Raw genomic sequence first — 17723 nt, forward strand, 5'->3', positions numbered from 1 at the left:
GCCGCCCAATATCAAGGTGAACGAGTTCTTCTTTCTGGCGGGACGGTGGCTGCATGTTCCGTTCGCGCAACAGCATTATGTTTCCGCGAATTACACCCACGTTGCGTCATATCTGCTGGCACGCGGGCTGAATGTCATCGCTCAACTGGTGGCCAAGCGTGTCGTCGACGGCGTCGCCCGCTATAGTCTGAGCTGCAACACCGATATCACAATGGATCTGCTGCGTGCGCGCAGCCAAGGCTGCGCACCGTTCAGGCTGGTCGCGCAGGTCAATTCCGAACTGCCGTTCATGCCGGGCGAGGCCGACCTGCCGGGGGAGGAGTTCAGCGCGGTGCTGGACAGCCCCGCGACCGAATTTCCGCTGTTTGCGCCGCCGTCCGAGCCGATCACGGATATCAGATACGCCATCGGCCTTCATGCCGCTGGCCTGGTGCGCGACGGCGGTACGCTGCAGATCGGCATCGGGCAGGTCGGCGATGCGCTGGCGCAGGGGTTGATCGTTCGTCACCGCGACAATGCGCAATATCATGGGATCATGAAGCGGCTGGTGCCCGGACCGGAGCAACTCGCAGGCCTGCACACCGGATCGTTCGAACAGGGCCTCTACGGCGTCAGCGAGATGCTGTTCGCAGCATTTCTCGGCTTGATCGACGCCGGCGTCCTCAAGCGCGAGGTGGACGGCGTGGTGTTGCACGGCGCGTTTTTTCTCGGGCCGAAATCGTTCTATCGCAGCTTGCGCGAAATGCCGCCGGATCAGCTCGCGCGAATCCGGATGATGCCGGTATCCTTTACCAATGAACTCTATGGCGAGGAGGACGGCAAGCGGCGCGCGCGGGTCGACGCCCGCTTTGTCAACAGTGTCATGATGGCGACCTTGATGGGAGCGGCGATTTCCGACGGACTTGAAGACGGCCAGGTCATCAGCGGCGTCGGCGGTCAATATAACTTCGTGGCGCAGGCCTTCGCGCTGCAGGGCGCGCGCTCGGTGCTCACGCTCGAAGCGACCCGGCAGGCCGGCGCCAAGGCCCAGTCCAATATCCGCTGGAGCTATGGCCATGAGACCATCCCGCGGCACCTGCGCGATGTCGTCGTCACCGAATACGGCGTCGCGGATCTCAGGGGAAAATCCGATGCCGATGTCATCGCGGCGATGCTGCAGGTCGCCGATTCCCGGTTTCAGGACGAACTGGCGCGGCAGGCCAAGGACGCCGGCAAGTTGCCAAAGAACCATGAGATTGCGGCGGCGCATCGCGACAATTATCCGGATCGGATCGCAGACGCGCTGAAACCTGGCCGCGAGGCCGGCTTGCTGCCGTCGTTTCCATTCGGCAGCGATTTTACGGCAGCCGAGCAGCGGCTGCTTCCGGCTTTGCTGATCCTGCAGGACGCGGGACGCGCGCCGCAGCGCCTGCTCGGCCTGTTGTGGCAGGGCGTCACCGCCCATCCCGATGCCGCCGACCACGAATGCCTGGCGCGGCTCGGGCTCGACAGACCGGCCACACTCACTGAGCGCGCCTACCGCGCCCTGGTCAGCGCGGCGCTGGCGCGGAGCCGGGCTGGGTGACCGGGCGCCGGTGCAGCAGCGCGTTTGAATGTATCTCTCGTCGTCCCTGCGAACGCAGGGACCCATAACCACAGGGCTCGGTTGTTGCGGAAGGCAACTGCCACATCGCCCTAACGAGAGGCCGCGGCGTATGGGTCCCTGTGTTCGCAGGGACGACGTGGGGATGTGATCCGCCGCTTATCTGTTCCTGTTCACCGGCTTGCGCTTCTCGATGAACGCCGCCATGCCCTCGGCGCGGTCTTCCAGCGCGAAGGTGGAATGGAACAGATCGCGTTCGACGTTGAGCCCTTCGGCGAGCGGCGTCTCGAAGGCGCGGTTGATGGCGCTCTTGGCCATCTCGGCCGCCGGGCGCGACATCGCGGCGATTTTTTCCGCCATCGCCAGCGCCTCGGCCATCAGTTGGTCCGCCGGCACGACGCGGCTGACAAGGCCGGAGCGCTCCGCTTCCGCGGCATCCATCATTCGCCCGGTCAGGCACAGATCCATCGCCTTGGATTTGCCGACCGCGCGCGTCAGCCGCTGGGTTCCGCCGATGCCGGGAATGGTGCCGAGCGTGATTTCGGGCTGGCCGAATTTCGCGGTGTCGGCGGCGATGATGATGTCGCACATCATCGCCAGTTCGCAGCCGCCGCCGAGCGCATATCCGCTGACGGCGGCAATGGTCGGCTTGCGGCAGCGGGCCACGCGGTCGCCGCGGATGGTGAGGAAATCGCTGGCGAACATGTCGATGAAGCTTTTCGGCTGCATTTCCTTGATATCGGCGCCAGCGGCGAATGCCTTTTCGCTGCCGGCGAGCAGGATACAGCCGATTCCGTCATCGGCCTCGAGATCGTCGACCGCAGCGGCGATTTCGCGAAACACGCCGAAAGACAGCGCATTGAGCAGCTTCGGGCGGTTGAGCGTGATGATGCCGACGGCGCCTTTGCTTTCGACAATGATGTGCTCGAACGTGCTCATGGTCCACCCCGCGCCTGCTCTGGCGGGCAATGTGCCCGCTGGCGGGGTGGGCTTCAAGTGGGGGAAGCGTGACGATCGTGTCCCGGACGCGGTGCAGCGTTCTTTGCGCTGCTCCGCAGAGCCGGGACCCACACTCCCATTGTGCAGCGGTGGACCGCGGCTTTGCAGCGCACCGCTCCCGCGCTGCGCTGCTTCCGGGGATCGGGATCAATCACGCCATGAACATCCGCGCGGCGGAGGCCATCGTCAGCAGGGCGCCGAAGCCGATGAAGATTTTCCCGATCAGGGAGGTCTGGTCCCAGGTGGAGCTTTCCTGGGGGCTTGCCGTAACGGGCGCGGCCGGCGGATCTGCCGAGGCCAGCACCATGTTTGTCACCGGCGGACTGCTCTCGTGCAACGCGCGATCGACGTCGTTGAGCTGGTCGGCGGCGACGACGACCTGGGTCTCATTGCCGGTCACGTTGTCGGCCTTGGCGCTGGCCGGGCTGTCGGTCTGCAGAATACCGTTCGCTCGCGCCGACATCGCCCTGGCGTTGCCGGCCGGCGTGTCGGGAGAGGGCAGTTGCGCGTTGGCGTTGGCCACCGACGGCGGAATCGCGGACAAGCCCTCGCTGTCGTCGGCGCTGGCATCGGTCGGGGCGGGTTTGTCGTCCGCGGCAGGCTTCAGCGCAACCTTGCTGGATTTGCCATGCGCGTAGCTTTTCCCGTGACGCGAACCGTGCTTGAGGTTTTTGTTGAGTGCCAGCGGTGCCCCCGCGGCATTCTGAGATTTTGAAGTCGCGGTCGCATCGTCGGCGGCTGGCGCCGCTTGCGAGGGACCGGCGAGACACACAAACAGCCCTGCCGCGAGGATCAACGCCGAGCGCCCGTTTTTGATTTTCATTTGGCAATCTCCCCATTTGCCCGCCCCTGAAGCGGAATGAGACCTCAAGGCGTGTCAGCAGCGGGGCGAAAAAAGGGAATCTTCGGAACGACCCGGGCAAAAACGGGGCAGCGCCGCTGTTCGCGCTCCGGTGGTTCGCGACAGCCGCCTTGTAAAATCCCTTCGCAGCTGCCGGGCGGCTGTCAGCCGGATCGATCGGTGGAAAGAGCCTTGTGGTGAAAAACCCGCGGCTTGTAATTCCCGATCCGGACGCGGAGATTGCCGGGCTTCGGGGGCCTTGCGAAACTCTCGATAATTCTTGATAACTTTTGATCACGACTTCGTGATCGAAGGTTGGCGACGTAACAAATTGAAAGATCGACCGAATTGAAGTGTGGGAGCGCGCGTGCGCGAAACTGAAGACGAGTGGACCGGCCTGATGCGGCTGGCCATTTCGGGGGATGGTACGGCGTATCATCGCCTGCTCAAGGCCGTCACGCCGGTGCTCCGGGCCGGGGCGCGCCGCGGGCTGGCGCGGGCTGGCCAGCCGATCGATCAATCCGAGGACATCGTGCAGGAGATTTTGTTGGCGGTGCATTTGAAGCGGCATACCTGGGACGCCAACGCGCCATTTGCCCCCTGGCTGTTTGCGATCGCCCGCAACAAGCTGATCGATCAGCTGCGCCGCCGCGGCCGCCGGGTTTTCGTCAACATCGACGATTTCGCCGAAACCATCCCGGACGAGCCTGCCGCGGAGACCGCGTCGGCGGGCGAGATCGCAGCCCAGCTCCAGTCCCTTCCGGCCCGCCAGCGCGACGTCTTGCAGTCGATCGCGGTCGAAAGTGCGTCGATCAAGGATACCGCTGCGAAATTCGCCATGAGCGAGGGCGCGGTGCGGGTAGCGCTGCATCGTGCGCTCGCCAGCCTCACCGCCAAACTGCGGGAGCAATGAGAATGGAAACCGAACAGCTCATTCGCACCCTGGCTGCCGACAATCTGCACCGTGCCCGCCCGGTGGGATTGGTGCTGACAACGGCGTTGCTTGCCGCAGCGCCGGTTTCAATGGCGATGTTCCTGGCGACGCTGGGGGTTCGGCCGGACGTCATGACGGCGATGCATAATCCGTTCTTCGACCTGAAGTTTGTGGTGACGCTGGCGCTGGCGATCTCGGCCATCGCGGTCAGCCTGCATTTGTCGCGGCCGGAAGCGTCGTTGAAGGGCTGGGCGTGGTTGCTGCTGGTTCCGGCCGGGATTCTCGCCGCCGGGATCGCCAGCGAGATGATGATGCCGCAACGCCTGCCGATGTTGACACGCCTGATCGGCAGCAATTCACGGACCTGCATGACGGCCATTCCGCTGATATCGCTTCCGTTGCTGGCGGGGGCGCTGATCGGCCTGCGTCACGGCGCGCCGGCGCGGCCCGCGGTCGCAGGCGCCATCGCCGGGCTTTTGTCGGCGGGATTGGCGGCAACGCTGTACGCGTCGCACTGTACCGACGATTCACCGCTGTTCGTGGCGACCTGGTACACGGTCGCCACCGCGCTGGTGACTGCCATCGGCGCGCTGGCGGGATCGAAGCTGCTCAGGTTTTAGCACCGGTCACCTCGCCCCTCGCCGCCACGCGCTTCGCGCGTGGGAGGGGAGTGCGATGACGGCTTGCCCGCTCACGCCGCCGGAGCGGGTGCCGTGGTCTGCTGCATGCGATGGAAGCGAAGCACTTGCTGCGCGGTCGAGGGCCTCAAGCGTTCGTAGGTAGCCTGGCAGGTCTCAAGATCGGAGCGCTCCTTGCCCGAGAGATCGTCGCGCATTTTGATGATCGCCTTGACGGTCGACCACGGCATCCCCGAGACCTTTGCCAAAATCATGACGCCTTCGGCGCGGGTCTCCACCATCATGCTCTCGGCAATCGATACCGACACGTTGGCAAGTGCGGCGATGGCGGCATTGGCTTCATCGAATTTGCCGGCTTCGGCGAACGCCGTCACTTGATGCTCGTCGAGCCTGCCGTCCTCGTACAACGACTTCACGAGCGCATGCGCGATGGCGGTTTGCTGGGTAATGGCCGAGGGCGCGCTGCGTGCCCGCCGCGTCGCCTCCCGCACCGCGGTCGATACCTCCACGGCCAGCGGCGGGTTGGCCGCCTCGAGCTGCGCCCGCACCGTTGCGGAGGCTTTTGCAAGCAGTTTCAAATAGAGGTGCCGCGGCAGGGTGGGACGCAGGCCGATGCAGGTCGCGAGGGTATCGTCGCCCTCGGCGCGATTGACCAGCCGGGAGAAGCCTCGCTCGGAGAATTCCGCGCCGGGATTGTTGATGGTGCTGTGGATCACCTCATCGTTGCCCCGCAGCACCAGCACGTCGGTGACCGCGCCGCTGAGCACCCTGCGCGTCGAAATCGCCAGCAAATGCGCCTGGCTCTTGTTGCGCGCGGTCTCGATCAGCGCCTCGTCGTCGAGCCGTTCCGATTGCGACAATACCGGCGCTGCGACCTCGATCAGATCGTCGAACGCCAGCGCGCGGACCGTAAGCGGCGGCGCGCGGTCGAGCGACGCGAGGCGATTGGAGAGCAACGCCCTGGCTGATTTCTCGATGTGATGCAGCAGGCACTGGAAGACGTCGTCGAACAGCCCGATCTGGTCGTCCGAAAAATCGACCGCGCCGTTGATGAACAGATCGGTGACGCGGCGCAGGGTTTCGACCCGGCGCGCGACGGTGCCGTGGGCGAGGGTGGCCTGCAGCTCGTCAAGCAGGTTTTCGGAAGTGGAGGCGGGTTTCGAACTCATGACTCTATCCTGGAGTTTCTGGCGTATCGGCAGGCGACGGTTTCTCCGTCCCCCTAGAAATGGTAGATCGGATCAGGCACTGGCGATGCGGTTGCGTCCTCGTGCCTTGGCTTCATAGAGCGCGTGGTCGGCGCGCGGGAGAAAGCTTTCCGGAGTTTCGTCCGGTCGCAGCGTTGCGACGCCCGCCGAAACGGTTACCCGCATGCCCTGCGAGAACGCGCTCCAGTCCAGATCGGCAATGATCACCCGCAATCGGTCAAGCGTGCGCACGGCGGTGTCGTGGGGCGTTTCGGGAAGCACCAGCAGGAATTCCTCGCCACCGAAGCGGCCGAACCGGTCGATGCTGCGGATGTTGGCGAAAACGGTGATCGCGAATGTCCTGAGCACCTCGTCGCCGGTCGGGTGGCCGTAGGTGTCGTTGATGCGCTTGAACCAGTCGAGATCGATCAGCGCGATCGAGCAGGGCGCCTTGGTGCGATGGGCGCGAGAGATCTCCTCGTCCAGCATCCGCATGATGCAGCGGCGGTTGAACGAGCCGGTCAGATCATCGAGTTCGGCGAGCTCCTCGATGCGCTTGTTGGCTTCCTTGAGTTCGAAGCTGCGGTCGTAGAGCATCTTGCGCAACGAACTGCCGTAGAGGCCCACGAACACACACTGTCCGATCGTAAGCACGTAGCAAAGCATCGCGGCAAGACGTTCGGCAGGGGTCGCGACGGGCATGCCGATCGGCGTGCTGGTGAGCATGAAAATCGGAACCAGGCCCACCATCGTCAGTGTCCAGGCCATGGTTGCCTGCTGGGAAGTCATCCGCAGCCCGCCGAAGCCGAAGATCAGGAACAGCACGCTGAGAAAGGCATATCCGATGACGGGCGCCGCCAGCAGGAAGCCGAACTGGAGCGCGACATGGCCGCCGACCTGGAAGATGGTGAGATAGTGATCCTCGAACCTGTCGTTGAGGTGGGCTTCGGACAGCACGACGAAAAATCCGATCAATCCGATACCGGACAGGAAATACGCCGAGGGAATCGCGATCGAGATGGTGCCGATGTAACAATAAACCAGCAGCACCAGCGTGATGAGCGAGCAACTGGCGGCCTGCACCGCCAGCATCTGACGGCGCTGGCCGACACGGCGCTGCAGCACCGCCGGCGTCAGCTCGGGAGCAACGCCGTCCAGTTCAGCCGCAATCGGATTCAGGAACGGGGACGCAGCGGTGCCCATGATCTCGCCAATGGTGGAACCAAGCCGGAAAAATCTAAAAGGCAAAGCCTTTAGGTTTGGTATCTTTCGCGGCCAATTCGTCGGCGCCGCACGGGCTTTGTCTTTGATTGGCTGTGGAAATTGGTCCGCTTATGCTAGCGGGATGCCCTGAACGATGCGCCGGAATCGCGAGGGAGGACCAATCATTCAAAGGCTGGTTTGCGTGGCAACCCTTGGTAAGGTCGGCATTGGCGGTCCACCGGATGGTTTGGGTCGGAAGAGAGTATAGCTGTATTATGATACCGACTTCGGCGTGTGAATCGACCGCCCGGCCGCAGTGGCTGGCCGAAAGCCGGCTTCCATGCGCCAGATCACAGTTCCGGGCGGGCTATTGCAATAATGTGAAAAATCTTGCCTTTCCGATCGAACCACCCGCCACCCCGATCCGACCAACCTTGCGAGACGGCCATTGAGTGCGACACAGGCGGCCCCGGACGACGTCCTGATCGCTCGGATCGCCCAAGGCGACCGGCTCGCCATGCAGGTGCTGTACGGAAGGCATCATGTCAGGGTGTTCCGCTTCGGACTTCGCCTGGTTCGGAACGAGCAGGTCGCCGAGGACCTCATCAGCGAGGTTTTCCTAGATGTGTGGCGCCAGGCCGGCAAGTTCGAGGGCCGGTCCGCCGTTTCCACCTGGCTCCTGGCCATTACGCGATTCAAGGCCCTGTCTGCGCTGCGCCGCAGAAAGGATGTCGAGCTGGATGACGAGGCTGCCAATGCGATCGAGGATTCGTCCGATGATCCGGAAGTGGCAGTGCAGAAGAAGGATACCAGTGAAGCGTTGCGCAAGTGTCTGACCGCACTTTCGCCGGAGCATCGGGAGATCGTCGATCTCGTCTACTACCATGAGAAATCCGTGGAAGAGGTGGCGGAAATCGTCGGCATACCGGAGAACACCGTGAAGACGCGCCTGTTCTATGCGCGCAAGAAACTGGCCGATCTGCTGAAGGCAGCCGGCGTGGAGCGAGGCTGGCCATGATGGCAACGAGCAAGAAAATACTGGAGCATGAGCCCAGTGAAATCGAGTTGCTGTTGCCATGGCATGCGGCCGGCACCCTGAATGTCCGCGATTCCCGCCGCGTCGAGGAAGCGCTCGCCCGCGATCCCGAACTCGCCAGGCAATACGCCGTGATCCGGGAAGAGTACGCCGAGACCATTGATCTTAACGAGAATCTCGGTGCGCCGTCCGCGCGCGCCATGCAGAAGCTGTTCGCCGCGATCGACGCGGAGCCGCCGCGCCAGCAGCGCTCCTCGCTCAATGTCGCTGCGCGATTCAGCGGGTTTTTCGCGAAGCTCTCGCCGCAGACGCTGGCCTGGTCGGCCAGCCTGGGCGCGTTGGCGCTTCTGGTGCAGGCCGGCGTGATTGGCGCGGTGCTGATCAGCAACCAGCCTGCCTCGTTCCAAACCGCATCGTTGAGCACCAATGAGCCCATCACCCGCGACCTGGGAGCGGCCGCGCGGCCCCGTGCGCTGGTACGTTTCGCTCCGGACGCCCGCGTCGCCGACATCACGGCATTGCTCGACAAATATCAGGCCTCGATCGTCGATGGCGCCAAGGGTGGATTGTTTCGGCTGCAATTCGGCGACCGGGCGATGACCAAGGATGAAGTCGCCGGCCTGATGAGCAGGCTGCAAAACGAGAAGATCGTCAGTCTCGCGGTGCCGACGCCTTAAGGCCGCGGCGCGCTTGCCGTTCCAATCAACGGCTTGCGCGCACAGGAATTGCGCGAACAGGAATTACAGAATGGGTTACCTTTTTGGCGCAATAGCCATGCCGCGCGAACCCGAGGTCTCATGATGCACGATGGTGCCAACTGGCGGATGACGATGCGGCGCGCGGTCCCGGCCCTGATCGCGGCCATGGTGCCGTTCGCGCCGTTCGGGAACCCGGCGGCTCACGCCCAAATCATCGTGCGCTCGGTCACCGTCAACGTTCCGTCGCGGATTCCGAGCATCAATCCGACGGTGGCGCCACGGATCAATCCCAATCTCGCGGGCGGGGCGGCGCTTGCAGGGGTTGGCGCCAATTCCGCCAGGCTTCGTCCGGCCTGCAGCTACGCCTATCGCGATAGCGGCGGCGACTGTTCGGGCGCGGCGGTCAGTTCGGGGGATGGCAGCGGCAACGGCCGCAAATCGGGCAAGAACGCAAGCAACGATACCGGTCGCAACCTGGCGCAGGCCGCGCTGACCTTGCGCGCAATCCCGAATGAAATCGTCGCCGAGATCGATGACGGGCTGTCGGATGCGCAGGCGCGGCGCCACGGCCTGACACGCCTGGACTCCCAGAGCTTTCCGTTGGTCGGCGGCACCATCGGCCTGTTCCGCATCACCAACGGCAAGTCGGTCGAGGCGGTGAGCCGCGAACTCGGCGCCGTCACCGGTTTTCGCTCGGTGCAGCCGAACTTCCGCTATGTCCTGCAGGACCAGAGCACCGAACTGACCGAGGGCGATCCGGCGCAATATGCTAACGCGAAACTTCGCCTGCCGCAGGCGCATAGGCTGGCCCATGGCACCAACGTCACCATCGCCGTGATCGATTCCGGAATCGATGTCCGGCATCCCGAATTCGCGGGTGCGATCGTTGCCAGCTTCGATGCGCTTGGCAGCAAGGAGGGTCCGCATGTCCACGGCACCGGCGTCGCCGGCGCGATCGTCGCGCATGCACGGCTGATGGGGAGCGCGCCGGCGGCGCGGATTTTGGCGATCCGGGCGTTCGGCGCCGCGCCGAAGGGCGCGGAAAGCACCTCTTACGTGATCCTGAAGGGGTTGGACTATGCGGCGGCGCACGGCGCCCAGATCATCAATATGAGCTTCGCCGGCCCCAAGGATGCCTTGATCGAACGCGGCATCGCCGCCGTGGCCACCAAGGGCATCGTGATGGTGGCGGCCGCGGGCAATGCCGGCCCGAAATCGCCGCCGCTGTATCCCGCCGCTAACACAAACGTGATTGCGGTCAGCGCCACCGATGCCCAGGACAAGTTGTTTGCCGCATCGAACCGCGGCGGCTTTATCGCGATATCGGCACCCGGCGTGGAGATCTTCCTGCCCGCTCCGGACGAAAAATATCAGATGACCTCGGGCACCTCGTTCTCCGCTGCCTACATCAGCGGTCTCGCCGCCCTGCTGCTGGAGCGCAATCCAGCGTTGAAGCCGGATGAGGTGCGGGCTGTCCTGATGAAGACCGCGCGCGATCTCGGTCCACCCGGTCGCGACGATCAGTTTGGCGCCGGCGAAGCCGATGCCTATGCTGCGGTCTCGGCCGCCTCCACCACGCCAGCGGGACCGGTCGCCGAGGTTTCGGACAAGCCGGCCACTGAAACCGCGCCCGACCGGCAGGAAGTTTCCACGACGAGGGCCCTTGCTCTGCCAGCTGCCGCCAGCGCGTCCGAGAAGCCCGCCGCAGGGGAACCAAAGCCTGCGGCGCAGTAATTTCTCCGTCCAAAAAGCCGGCCGGAAAAGTTAAAAAATTCGCCAACCGCTTTGAACGTCCGGCGTACCTTCCGCGACCAATCAATGTGGGAGCGGCAATCCCTCCCCATCGAGGCTGTATTCGGCGCGAGCGCCCATCCACCCCAAGCGCCCATATGGCTTGACCCGTCCGGTTGTCCCCCCGGACGGGTCTTTCGTTTGTGGCCGTGCCTTTGCCCGGCGCGACGGTACTTGCGGCGCTTGCGACCACACAAGGCGGTCATGCAAGCGTGTCGCTTGACTGGGGATGGGCAGGAAAATCCCGCGTTTCTACGGCTTCACGCCGACCCATGATGTCGGTTAGAGGTGATGGCTGGACAAAATAAAAAGTTTTCCACAAAATATCGCTGTCACGTCCGATTGATTCGTATCCGTTGCGTCCGCGTCCGTTTTTCTCCTTGCGGGCTGGGTTCATGACATATCAACGAGACGTGGCAGGCGGCCGCGACATTGTCGCGCGCTGGTGCTCCCTTGCCGAGCGGCGGCTCGAATACCTCACCGAATTGTTCGAGACCGGCCGCTGGCGCCGCTTTCACGGCGAAATCGAATTTCTCGAGAATATCCGGGAGGCCAAGGCTGCGGTTGAAACCTGGCGCGATCTCCTATCGCGCGAGGCCTCCCGCAACAACACCGCCATCGACATGTCATGGCTCGGCCGAACCAGGACGGTGCTGCCGCGCGGTGAGAACTGGCCCGATCTGGCGCAGCCGAAGGCCGCCGCGATTTCGGCCGAACGGCCGGACCGGATTTCGATCGTCCCCAAGGCCGATCCGGTTTGCGCAGAACAAGCATTTTCCGCGCCGGCGATGGATGACAACGCCAGCGAGTTGAGGCCGGACGTGGCAGCGATCGCCGAACGCTATCCGCTGCTGCGCAACGCGCTGTAAAAAGCCGCGAGGCGATTAAGAACGTCATCCTGGGATGACGCACCGTGGTTTGCTGTCAATACTTTAGCGCCGCACCGCATTCGTCCCCACCACGACCTGGGCAAAGCGCGGCGCGCCTTCGGCGGAAAGATCTGCCGTGATGGGGCGGGCGTGATCGAGCCCGACCACCGCGCCGCGCGGCGCCTCCGAGATCACGTTGTTATTGACCAGCGCGGTCCCCGCGCCCGGTGTCACCGACACGCCGACGCCGACAAAAGCGTTGCGGATCACATTGCCCGAGATCACGACGTCGCGCAGATATTTGCCCCAGCCGGCGACGATCCCGAACGATGGCGCGTTCTCGATCACATTGCCTGACACGGTGGTGTCGGCCTCGACATAGATGCCGATGCCGGCGTCGTCATCCGGCGCGGTGCCGATCGGCCGCTTCGGCAGCAGGTTGCGGATGATGTTGCCTTGCACCACCGCGAGGCGTCCGCCCTCGTTGAAATTGCAGACCGAAACACCCAGCGCCGCCCCGTCCACGGTGTTGTTGGCGATCACGGCGCCCTCGAACGAAAATTCGCTGTAAAGCGCCACCTCGCGGACATCGCTGACACTGTTGCCGGTGATCTGGATGTTGGACGCCGAATTGCCGCGCACGGCCGAATAGTCGCAGTTGCGGATCCGGTTTCCGCGCACGGTCACGTTGCCGGCGCGAAAAGCGTTGATGGCATTGCCATATTGTCCGGAGCCGCCGGGGCCGGCCTTGATGTCCTCGATGCGGTTGTCGGCGACCAGCGTGCCGTCGTCGCCGATCGTGGTGCGGATGATTTCGATGCCGTTGTCATTGGTGCCCTGGATGGTATTGCGCGCGACCTGTAGGCCCTGCGCGTCGAACGACACGATCGCGGTCGCAGCCGACCGGGTGATGATGTTGCCGCTGACGTCGCCGGAAACATTCTCCAGCCAGATGCCATTGCCGCCGCTGCCGGCGATCTCGCAATCGGTGATGCGGATGTCGCGGCCACCCAGGCAATGCACGAGGCCGCGCCGCGTCGGCAGGGGAATGCCGCTCCCGTCGAATGTGATGTTGAGGAGACCAACGCTGTTCGCGCCCTCGCCGGACAACATCGATGCGCCGCCGTTGAAAACGAAGCGGGTCGCGCCGCGCACGCCAACCAGCTGCGTGCCGTTTTGCAGACGAAGCATCGAGGTGCGATAGACGCCGGCCGGCAGCGCCAGCGGGATTTGCGCGCGCGCGGCCTCGTCGATCGCGCGCTGCAATAGCTTGGTCTGGTCGTCGGGGCTGCCGGGGTGGACGCCATACTGCGTGGCGTCGCGCCCGAGCGTCGAAATCAGCGGCGCCGCGCGCGCGGTCTGCGTCGACATCGCGAGCGCGCCGGCTGCGGATGCTCCGATCAGATGGCGGCGACTGATGTCCATGATCGCGTAAGCCCTACGGGAGTGGTCGCATTCGCAGCTCATACGTAGCGCAAAAGCGCGGCGGAGCAGGGCGAAACGGGAGGCGGAAGTTGTTGATTATCGGGGTAGGGTTAACAGGGCACGGACACCGTAGGGTGGGCAAAGGCGCGCTTGCGCCGTGCCCGCCAAAGATGTCCACGCTCAGCAAGGCGGTGGGCACGCTATCGCTTTGCCCACCCTACGAAGCCCGCGCCGCCTGTCTTGCCAGCTTCACCATCTCCAGCAGCATGGCTTCCCCGGCATCGACCAGTTCTTCCAGCGTGATGCGCGGGCTGCCCTTGCGCAGCGATGTGCCGCTGCGTGCGAGCAGGGGGATGTGCACGAACGAAGCCAACCGAAGATTGCCGTCCTTGCCCACCGCTTCGATCGCGCGCCAGCTCAGATAGTTGCAGAGGTAGCTGCCGGCATTACGCGAAGCCCGCGCCTCAACGCCGCTGCCGGCAGCCACACCCAACAGCCGGGCGGTATGAGGGCCGAACATCAGCGCGTCGGCGCCGCCGGATATCGATCCCTGGCGCAGCCGGGCATGGTCGGCATCAGGCCAGAGTGTGGTGACGGCGTTGCGGGCGCGGGTCTCGACCCGAATGTAGCGGGTGCGGGTGGCGAGGCCGAACATCAGCAGTGCCTGCGGCTCTCTTTTTTTGAGCAGTTGCGGCAGTTCGCGATCGACGGCCTGATAGGTCACCGGGAAGATATGCCCGGTGAGTTCAACTTCGCTCAGAGCGGGGCGGCGCAGCCGCAGCAGCCGCGCCACCAGCGGCTCCGTCGGATTGAACGGCGCGCCGGGAAAGGGGCCGAAACCGGTGATGAGGATGCGGAGTTTCTCGTTCAATTTTCCAAAACCCTCCTCCGTCATGCCCGCGAAAGCGGGCATCCAGTATTCCAGAGCTGCCAATTGAGAATCAAATGCGGAGCGGCGTTTACTGGATCGTCCGCTTTCGCGGACGATGACGATCTCACATGGAACGAGGGCTCCCGCTTACTCACCTCAGCATGCCCGCGATCTGCTCCGCCGCCAGTGCCGGCGTGGTGCGGCCATCGGCGACCTCGGCCTCGATCTTTTTCACCCTGGCGCGGATCGCCGGATCGGCGCGCAGCCGCGCCATCATCCGCTGTTCCAGCATCGACCACATCCACTTCACCTGCTGCTCTCGCCGCCGCGATGCGAATTCGCCTGATGCATTCATGGCGGTGCGGTGGTCGAGAATCTTCTGCCACAGCGTGTCGATGCCGGCGCCGGTCAAGGCGGAATAGGTCAGGACCGGCGGCTGCCAGTGCTCCGAACGCGGCGTGAGGATATGCAACGCGCCGCGGTATTCGCTCGCGGCCAGATTGGCGCGCTTGATGTTGTCGCCGTCGGCCTTGTTGATCGCGATCATGTCGGCGAGTTCGACCAGGCCCTTCTTGATGCCCTGCAGCTCGTCGCCGGCGCCGGGCAGCATCAGCGCCAGGAAGAAATCGGTCATGTCGCAGACCGCGGTTTCGGATTGCCCGATGCCGACGGTTTCCACCAGCACCACGTCGAAGCCCGCGGCCTCGCACAGCAACATCGCCTCGCGCGTCTTCGCGGCGACGCCGCCGAGCGTGCCCGATGCAGGCGATGGCCGGATATAGGCGCTGTCGGAGGCCGCAAGCCGCGCCATCCGCGTCTTGTCGCCGAGGATCGAGCCGCCGGTGCGGGCAGAGGAGGGGTCCACCGCCAGCACCGCGACCTTGTGGCCGCGTTCGATCAGGTACATCCCGAGCGCGTCGATGGTGGTGGATTTGCCGACGCCGGGCGAGCCGGTGATGCCGACCCGGATCGCCTTGCCGGTATCCGGCAGCAGCGCCTGCACCAGATCGCGCGCCGAAGCCTGATGATCGCCGCGCCGGCTTTCGATCAGCGTGATCGCGCGCGCCAGCGCGGCGCGGTGGCCGGCGCGGAGGTCCTTCGCCAATGCGTCGATGTCAACGGAGGTCTTGTTTGGCGGTGTCATGCCCTGCTTTACAACGGCCGGGCGTGACAGGCGAGGGGCCGCAACGGTCGCCTCGCCGGACATCGGGAATCGGGTGGGTTTGGTGCGGGAGCGGCGCCAAAGTTAAGGACAGCGCTCCGCACAACGGGAACGGAGCGCGATCAATTTCCGGAGCCAAATGTGAACAAAGCCTACTATAGCGCCATCCTCGATTATCCCCTCGAAACGGTCTGGCTGCTGATTCGCGATTTCAACAACTATCCGGCCTACATCGATGGCGTAAGCGAGAGTGTCATCGAGGATGACAAACGCGGCGACGAAATCGGTGCGGTGCGGCGGTTTTGTTATCTTGGCAACTGGGTCAGGCAGCGGCTGACCGCCCATTCCGACGAACAGCATCTGCTGTCCTATGCGGGCATCGAACCGCTTCCGTTCCCGAAAGGTCTTCTGCCGGAAGCCAAAGCGCCGGTGCGCTATGAAGGCACGATGCGTCTGCTTCGGGTGGTCGAGGGCGATCGGACCTTTATTGAATGGGCCGTGACGCTCGATACTGCTGCGCAGGATGCCGATCGCTGGTGGACGTTGTTTCAGTCCTGGATTCCGGACTGGACCAGTTCTCTCGAACGGACGTTAGCTCGCCTTAGTCGATGAGGGCACCGCGAAACCGTTATCGCTCACCGTCATCGTCGCCTTTGGGGCGGGCTCCGCCGAAGATTTTCACGCCTTCCGGCGTCAGATAGGGCTTCAGGGCTTCCCAAGGAACAAAGGCAACGTACTGGCCCTCGGCGTAGGGACCGACCGCATAGGGCGGATAATGAAAGGTCAGACCAGAGCTTTTATCGGCTTCGGTTGAGGGCGCCAGCGTCACCGCGCCGATCTTGAGCAGTTTCGGTTCGAGACCCTTGTACCATTCGGCGGTCGCCGTCTCGGTGGTATCGCGCTTCTTCTTTTCGATGTTCAGCGAGGCGATCACGTCCTTCAGCATCGCCTTCATTGTCGGTCCGTTGTCGGCCGTCTCGGTGAAGAAGGGGCGAATACTGATGCGCTTCTTCGCGGTCGCATCCCACAGGATGGTGTCGACATCCGAATTGGGATGCGCGCCGCCGGTATTCATGTAGTCGGACCTGACGATGCTGACGTAATGTCCGTCGACCACCGAACGGACAGCGTAGTTGCGCTCAAAGCTCCAGGCGCCGTTGCGGAACATCACCGGGTCCTGCTTGCGCGAGGCGGCGGCTTCCGCGGCATTCTTGTCGATCCACTTCCTGCCCTCGGTGAGACAATCCGCCGACAGCACGGCGTCGGCCTTGATCTTGTCGTCGAGGAAGACGCTGGCTTCGACGCTCTTGTTCTTGATCGCGGCCTCGGGCCTGGGCTCGGCGGCAAAAGCTGCCACCGTTGCGAGGCAGGCAATCATGCCAGAGAGGCCGATCAGGCGGACGAACGGAACGGTGGCTGCCGGGCGCAAGGGAAATCCTCGAATGAACGGTGGTGCGGGATTATTCCGCCGCCTCGCTGTGGCCGAGCCGCGCATTGAGCTTGTGGATCAGCTCCTCGGCGGCGTCCGCGATCACGGTGCCCGGCGGGAAGATCGCCTCGGCGCCGGCCTTGTAGAGCGTGTCGTAATCCTGCGGCGGCACCACGCCGCCGACGATGATCATGATGTCGTCGCGGCCCTGTTTCTTCAGCGCGGCCTTCAGTTCCGGCACCGCGGTCAGATGCGCGGCCGCGAGCGAGGACAGCCCAAGAATATGCACGTCGTTTTCCACCGCCTGGCGCGCGGCTTCCTCGGCGGTCGCGAACAGCGGGCCGATGTCGACGTCGAAACCGACATCGGCGAAGGCCGAGGCGATCACCTTCTGGCCGCGGTCATGGCCGTCCTGGCCGATCTTGGCGACCAGAATGCGCGGCCTTCGGCCTTCGGCTTCCTCGAACGCATCGATCAGCGCCTGCACCTTTTCGACCCGGTTGGACATGGTGGACGCCTCCCGCTTGTAGACGCCGGTGATGGACTTGATTTCGGCGCGGTGCCGCCCGAACACCTTCTCCATCGCGTCGGAAATTTCGCCGACGGTGGCCTTGGCGCGCGCGGCATCGATCGCCAGCGCCAGAAGGTTGCCATTGCCTTCGCCGGCCGAGCGCGTCAGCGCCGCCAGCGCGTCGTCGACGTCCTTCTGGTCGCGCTCTTTCTTCAGGCGCGCCAGCTTGTCGATCTGCAGGCGCCGCACGGTGGAATTTTCCACTCTCAGCACGTCGATCGGCGCTTCGTTGACCGGCTTGAATTTGTTGACCCCGATCACCGCCTGCTTGCCGGCGTCGATCCGCGCCTGGGTCTTGGCGGAGGCTTCCTCGATCCGCAATTTGGGAACGCCGGCCTCGATCGCTTTCGCCATGCCGCCGAGCGCCTCGACCTCCTGGATATGGCCCCAGGCCTTCGCCGCGAGATCGCGGGTGAGGCGCTCGACATAATAGGAACCGCCCCAGGGATCGATGATGCGGGTGGTGCCGCTTTCCTGCTGCAGGAAC

At 64.1% G+C, this 17723-nt stretch carries 18 protein-coding genes; 8 read left to right on the plus strand and 10 right to left on the minus strand.

The window, feature by feature from the left end; translation table 11 throughout:
• The coding region (locus E8A46_RS12495; protein ID WP_291560970.1) for an acetyl-CoA hydrolase/transferase C-terminal domain-containing protein at positions 1–1564 on the plus strand (1564 nt) is incomplete at its 5' end.
• A 177-nt stretch (positions 1565–1741) separates the two neighbouring features.
• Here E8A46_RS12495 and E8A46_RS12500 read toward each other — a convergent pair.
• Entirely contained in the window at positions 1742–2521 is a 780-nt protein-coding gene (locus tag E8A46_RS12500; RefSeq protein ID WP_291560972.1) for an enoyl-CoA hydratase, read from the minus strand.
• A gap of 211 nt (positions 2522–2732) precedes the next feature.
• Positions 2733–3404 (minus strand): hypothetical protein, encoded by a 672-nt coding sequence (locus tag E8A46_RS12505; protein ID WP_291560974.1) that lies wholly within the window; start codon positions 3402–3404, stop codon positions 2733–2735.
• Between the two features lie 385 nt (positions 3405–3789).
• On the opposite strand from E8A46_RS12505, the gene E8A46_RS12510 reads away from it, so the two are divergent.
• A complete protein-coding gene (locus E8A46_RS12510) occupies positions 3790–4335 on the plus strand; it encodes a sigma-70 family RNA polymerase sigma factor (RefSeq protein ID WP_291560977.1) in 546 nt (181 codons plus the stop codon).
• Positions 4336–4337: 2 nt separating this feature from the next.
• Positions 4338–4976, plus strand: coding sequence for a DUF1109 domain-containing protein (locus E8A46_RS12515; protein ID WP_291560979.1), 639 nt, complete (start codon positions 4338–4340; stop codon positions 4974–4976).
• Between the two features lie 71 nt (positions 4977–5047).
• On the opposite strand, the gene E8A46_RS12520 is transcribed toward E8A46_RS12515, so the two are convergent.
• Positions 5048–6163 (minus strand): DUF2336 domain-containing protein, encoded by a 1116-nt coding sequence (locus E8A46_RS12520; RefSeq protein WP_291560981.1) that lies wholly within the window; start codon positions 6161–6163, stop codon positions 5048–5050.
• A 72-nt stretch (positions 6164–6235) separates the two neighbouring features.
• Positions 6236–7384: a diguanylate cyclase gene (locus E8A46_RS12525; protein ID WP_291560982.1), complete on the minus strand. Its 1149-nt coding sequence runs from the start codon at positions 7382–7384 to the stop codon at positions 6236–6238.
• Between the two features lie 448 nt (positions 7385–7832).
• Between E8A46_RS12525 and E8A46_RS12530 the strand changes: the two genes are divergently transcribed.
• From E8A46_RS12530 to E8A46_RS12540, 3 genes are all read left to right on the plus strand, one after another.
• On the plus strand, positions 7833–8402 hold the full coding sequence (locus tag E8A46_RS12530; protein WP_291560984.1) for a sigma-70 family RNA polymerase sigma factor: 570 nt from the start codon (positions 7833–7835) through the stop codon (positions 8400–8402).
• Positions 8399–9097, plus strand: coding sequence for a hypothetical protein (locus E8A46_RS12535; protein WP_291560987.1), 699 nt, complete (start codon positions 8399–8401; stop codon positions 9095–9097). The genes E8A46_RS12530 and E8A46_RS12535 overlap by 4 nt, the downstream gene beginning before the upstream one ends.
• A gap of 186 nt (positions 9098–9283) precedes the next feature.
• The gene (locus tag E8A46_RS12540) at positions 9284–10852 is read left to right on the plus strand and encodes a S8 family serine peptidase (RefSeq protein WP_291561000.1); all 1569 of its coding nucleotides are present in this window, start codon (positions 9284–9286) and stop codon (positions 10850–10852) included.
• A gap of 259 nt (positions 10853–11111) precedes the next feature.
• Here the strand turns inward: E8A46_RS12540 and E8A46_RS12545 are convergent, their stop codons facing one another.
• Positions 11112–11306 (minus strand): hypothetical protein, encoded by a 195-nt coding sequence (locus E8A46_RS12545; protein ID WP_291560988.1) that lies wholly within the window; start codon positions 11304–11306, stop codon positions 11112–11114.
• On the opposite strand from E8A46_RS12545, the gene E8A46_RS12550 reads away from it, so the two are divergent.
• Entirely contained in the window at positions 11305–11778 is a 474-nt protein-coding gene (locus E8A46_RS12550; RefSeq protein WP_291560991.1) for a TIGR03809 family protein, read from the plus strand. The genes E8A46_RS12545 and E8A46_RS12550 overlap by 2 nt on opposite strands.
• Before the next feature lie 63 nt (positions 11779–11841).
• On the opposite strand, the gene E8A46_RS12555 is transcribed toward E8A46_RS12550, so the two are convergent.
• From E8A46_RS12555 to meaB, 3 genes are all read right to left on the minus strand, one after another.
• Positions 11842–13203, minus strand: a complete 1362-nt coding sequence (locus E8A46_RS12555; protein ID WP_291560993.1) for a TIGR03808 family TAT-translocated repetitive protein — start codon at positions 13201–13203, stop codon at positions 11842–11844.
• Positions 13204–13420: 217 nt separating this feature from the next.
• Positions 13421–14074, minus strand: coding sequence for a pyroglutamyl-peptidase I (locus E8A46_RS12560; RefSeq protein WP_291561001.1), 654 nt, complete (start codon positions 14072–14074; stop codon positions 13421–13423).
• A 151-nt stretch (positions 14075–14225) separates the two neighbouring features.
• Positions 14226–15218, minus strand: coding sequence for a methylmalonyl Co-A mutase-associated GTPase MeaB (gene meaB / locus E8A46_RS12565; protein ID WP_291560994.1), 993 nt, complete (start codon positions 15216–15218; stop codon positions 14226–14228).
• Between the two features lie 159 nt (positions 15219–15377).
• Here meaB and E8A46_RS12570 point away from each other — a divergent pair, with 159 nt between their 5' ends.
• Positions 15378–15848, plus strand: coding sequence for an SRPBCC family protein (locus tag E8A46_RS12570; RefSeq protein ID WP_291560996.1), 471 nt, complete (start codon positions 15378–15380; stop codon positions 15846–15848).
• A 16-nt stretch (positions 15849–15864) separates the two neighbouring features.
• On the opposite strand, the gene E8A46_RS12575 is transcribed toward E8A46_RS12570, so the two are convergent.
• Both E8A46_RS12575 and E8A46_RS12580 read right to left on the minus strand, forming a co-directional pair.
• On the minus strand, positions 15865–16614 hold the full coding sequence (locus tag E8A46_RS12575) for a DUF3298 and DUF4163 domain-containing protein (protein ID WP_291561003.1): 750 nt from the start codon (positions 16612–16614) through the stop codon (positions 15865–15867).
• An 82-nt stretch (positions 16615–16696) separates the two neighbouring features.
• A partial coding sequence (locus E8A46_RS12580) for a methylmalonyl-CoA mutase family protein (protein ID WP_291560998.1) occupies positions 16697–17723 on the minus strand: 1027 nt, incomplete at its 5' end.

It is taken from the genome of Bradyrhizobium sp., from assembly GCF_004799445.1.
Taxonomy (GTDB): domain Bacteria; phylum Pseudomonadota; class Alphaproteobacteria; order Rhizobiales; family Xanthobacteraceae; genus Bradyrhizobium.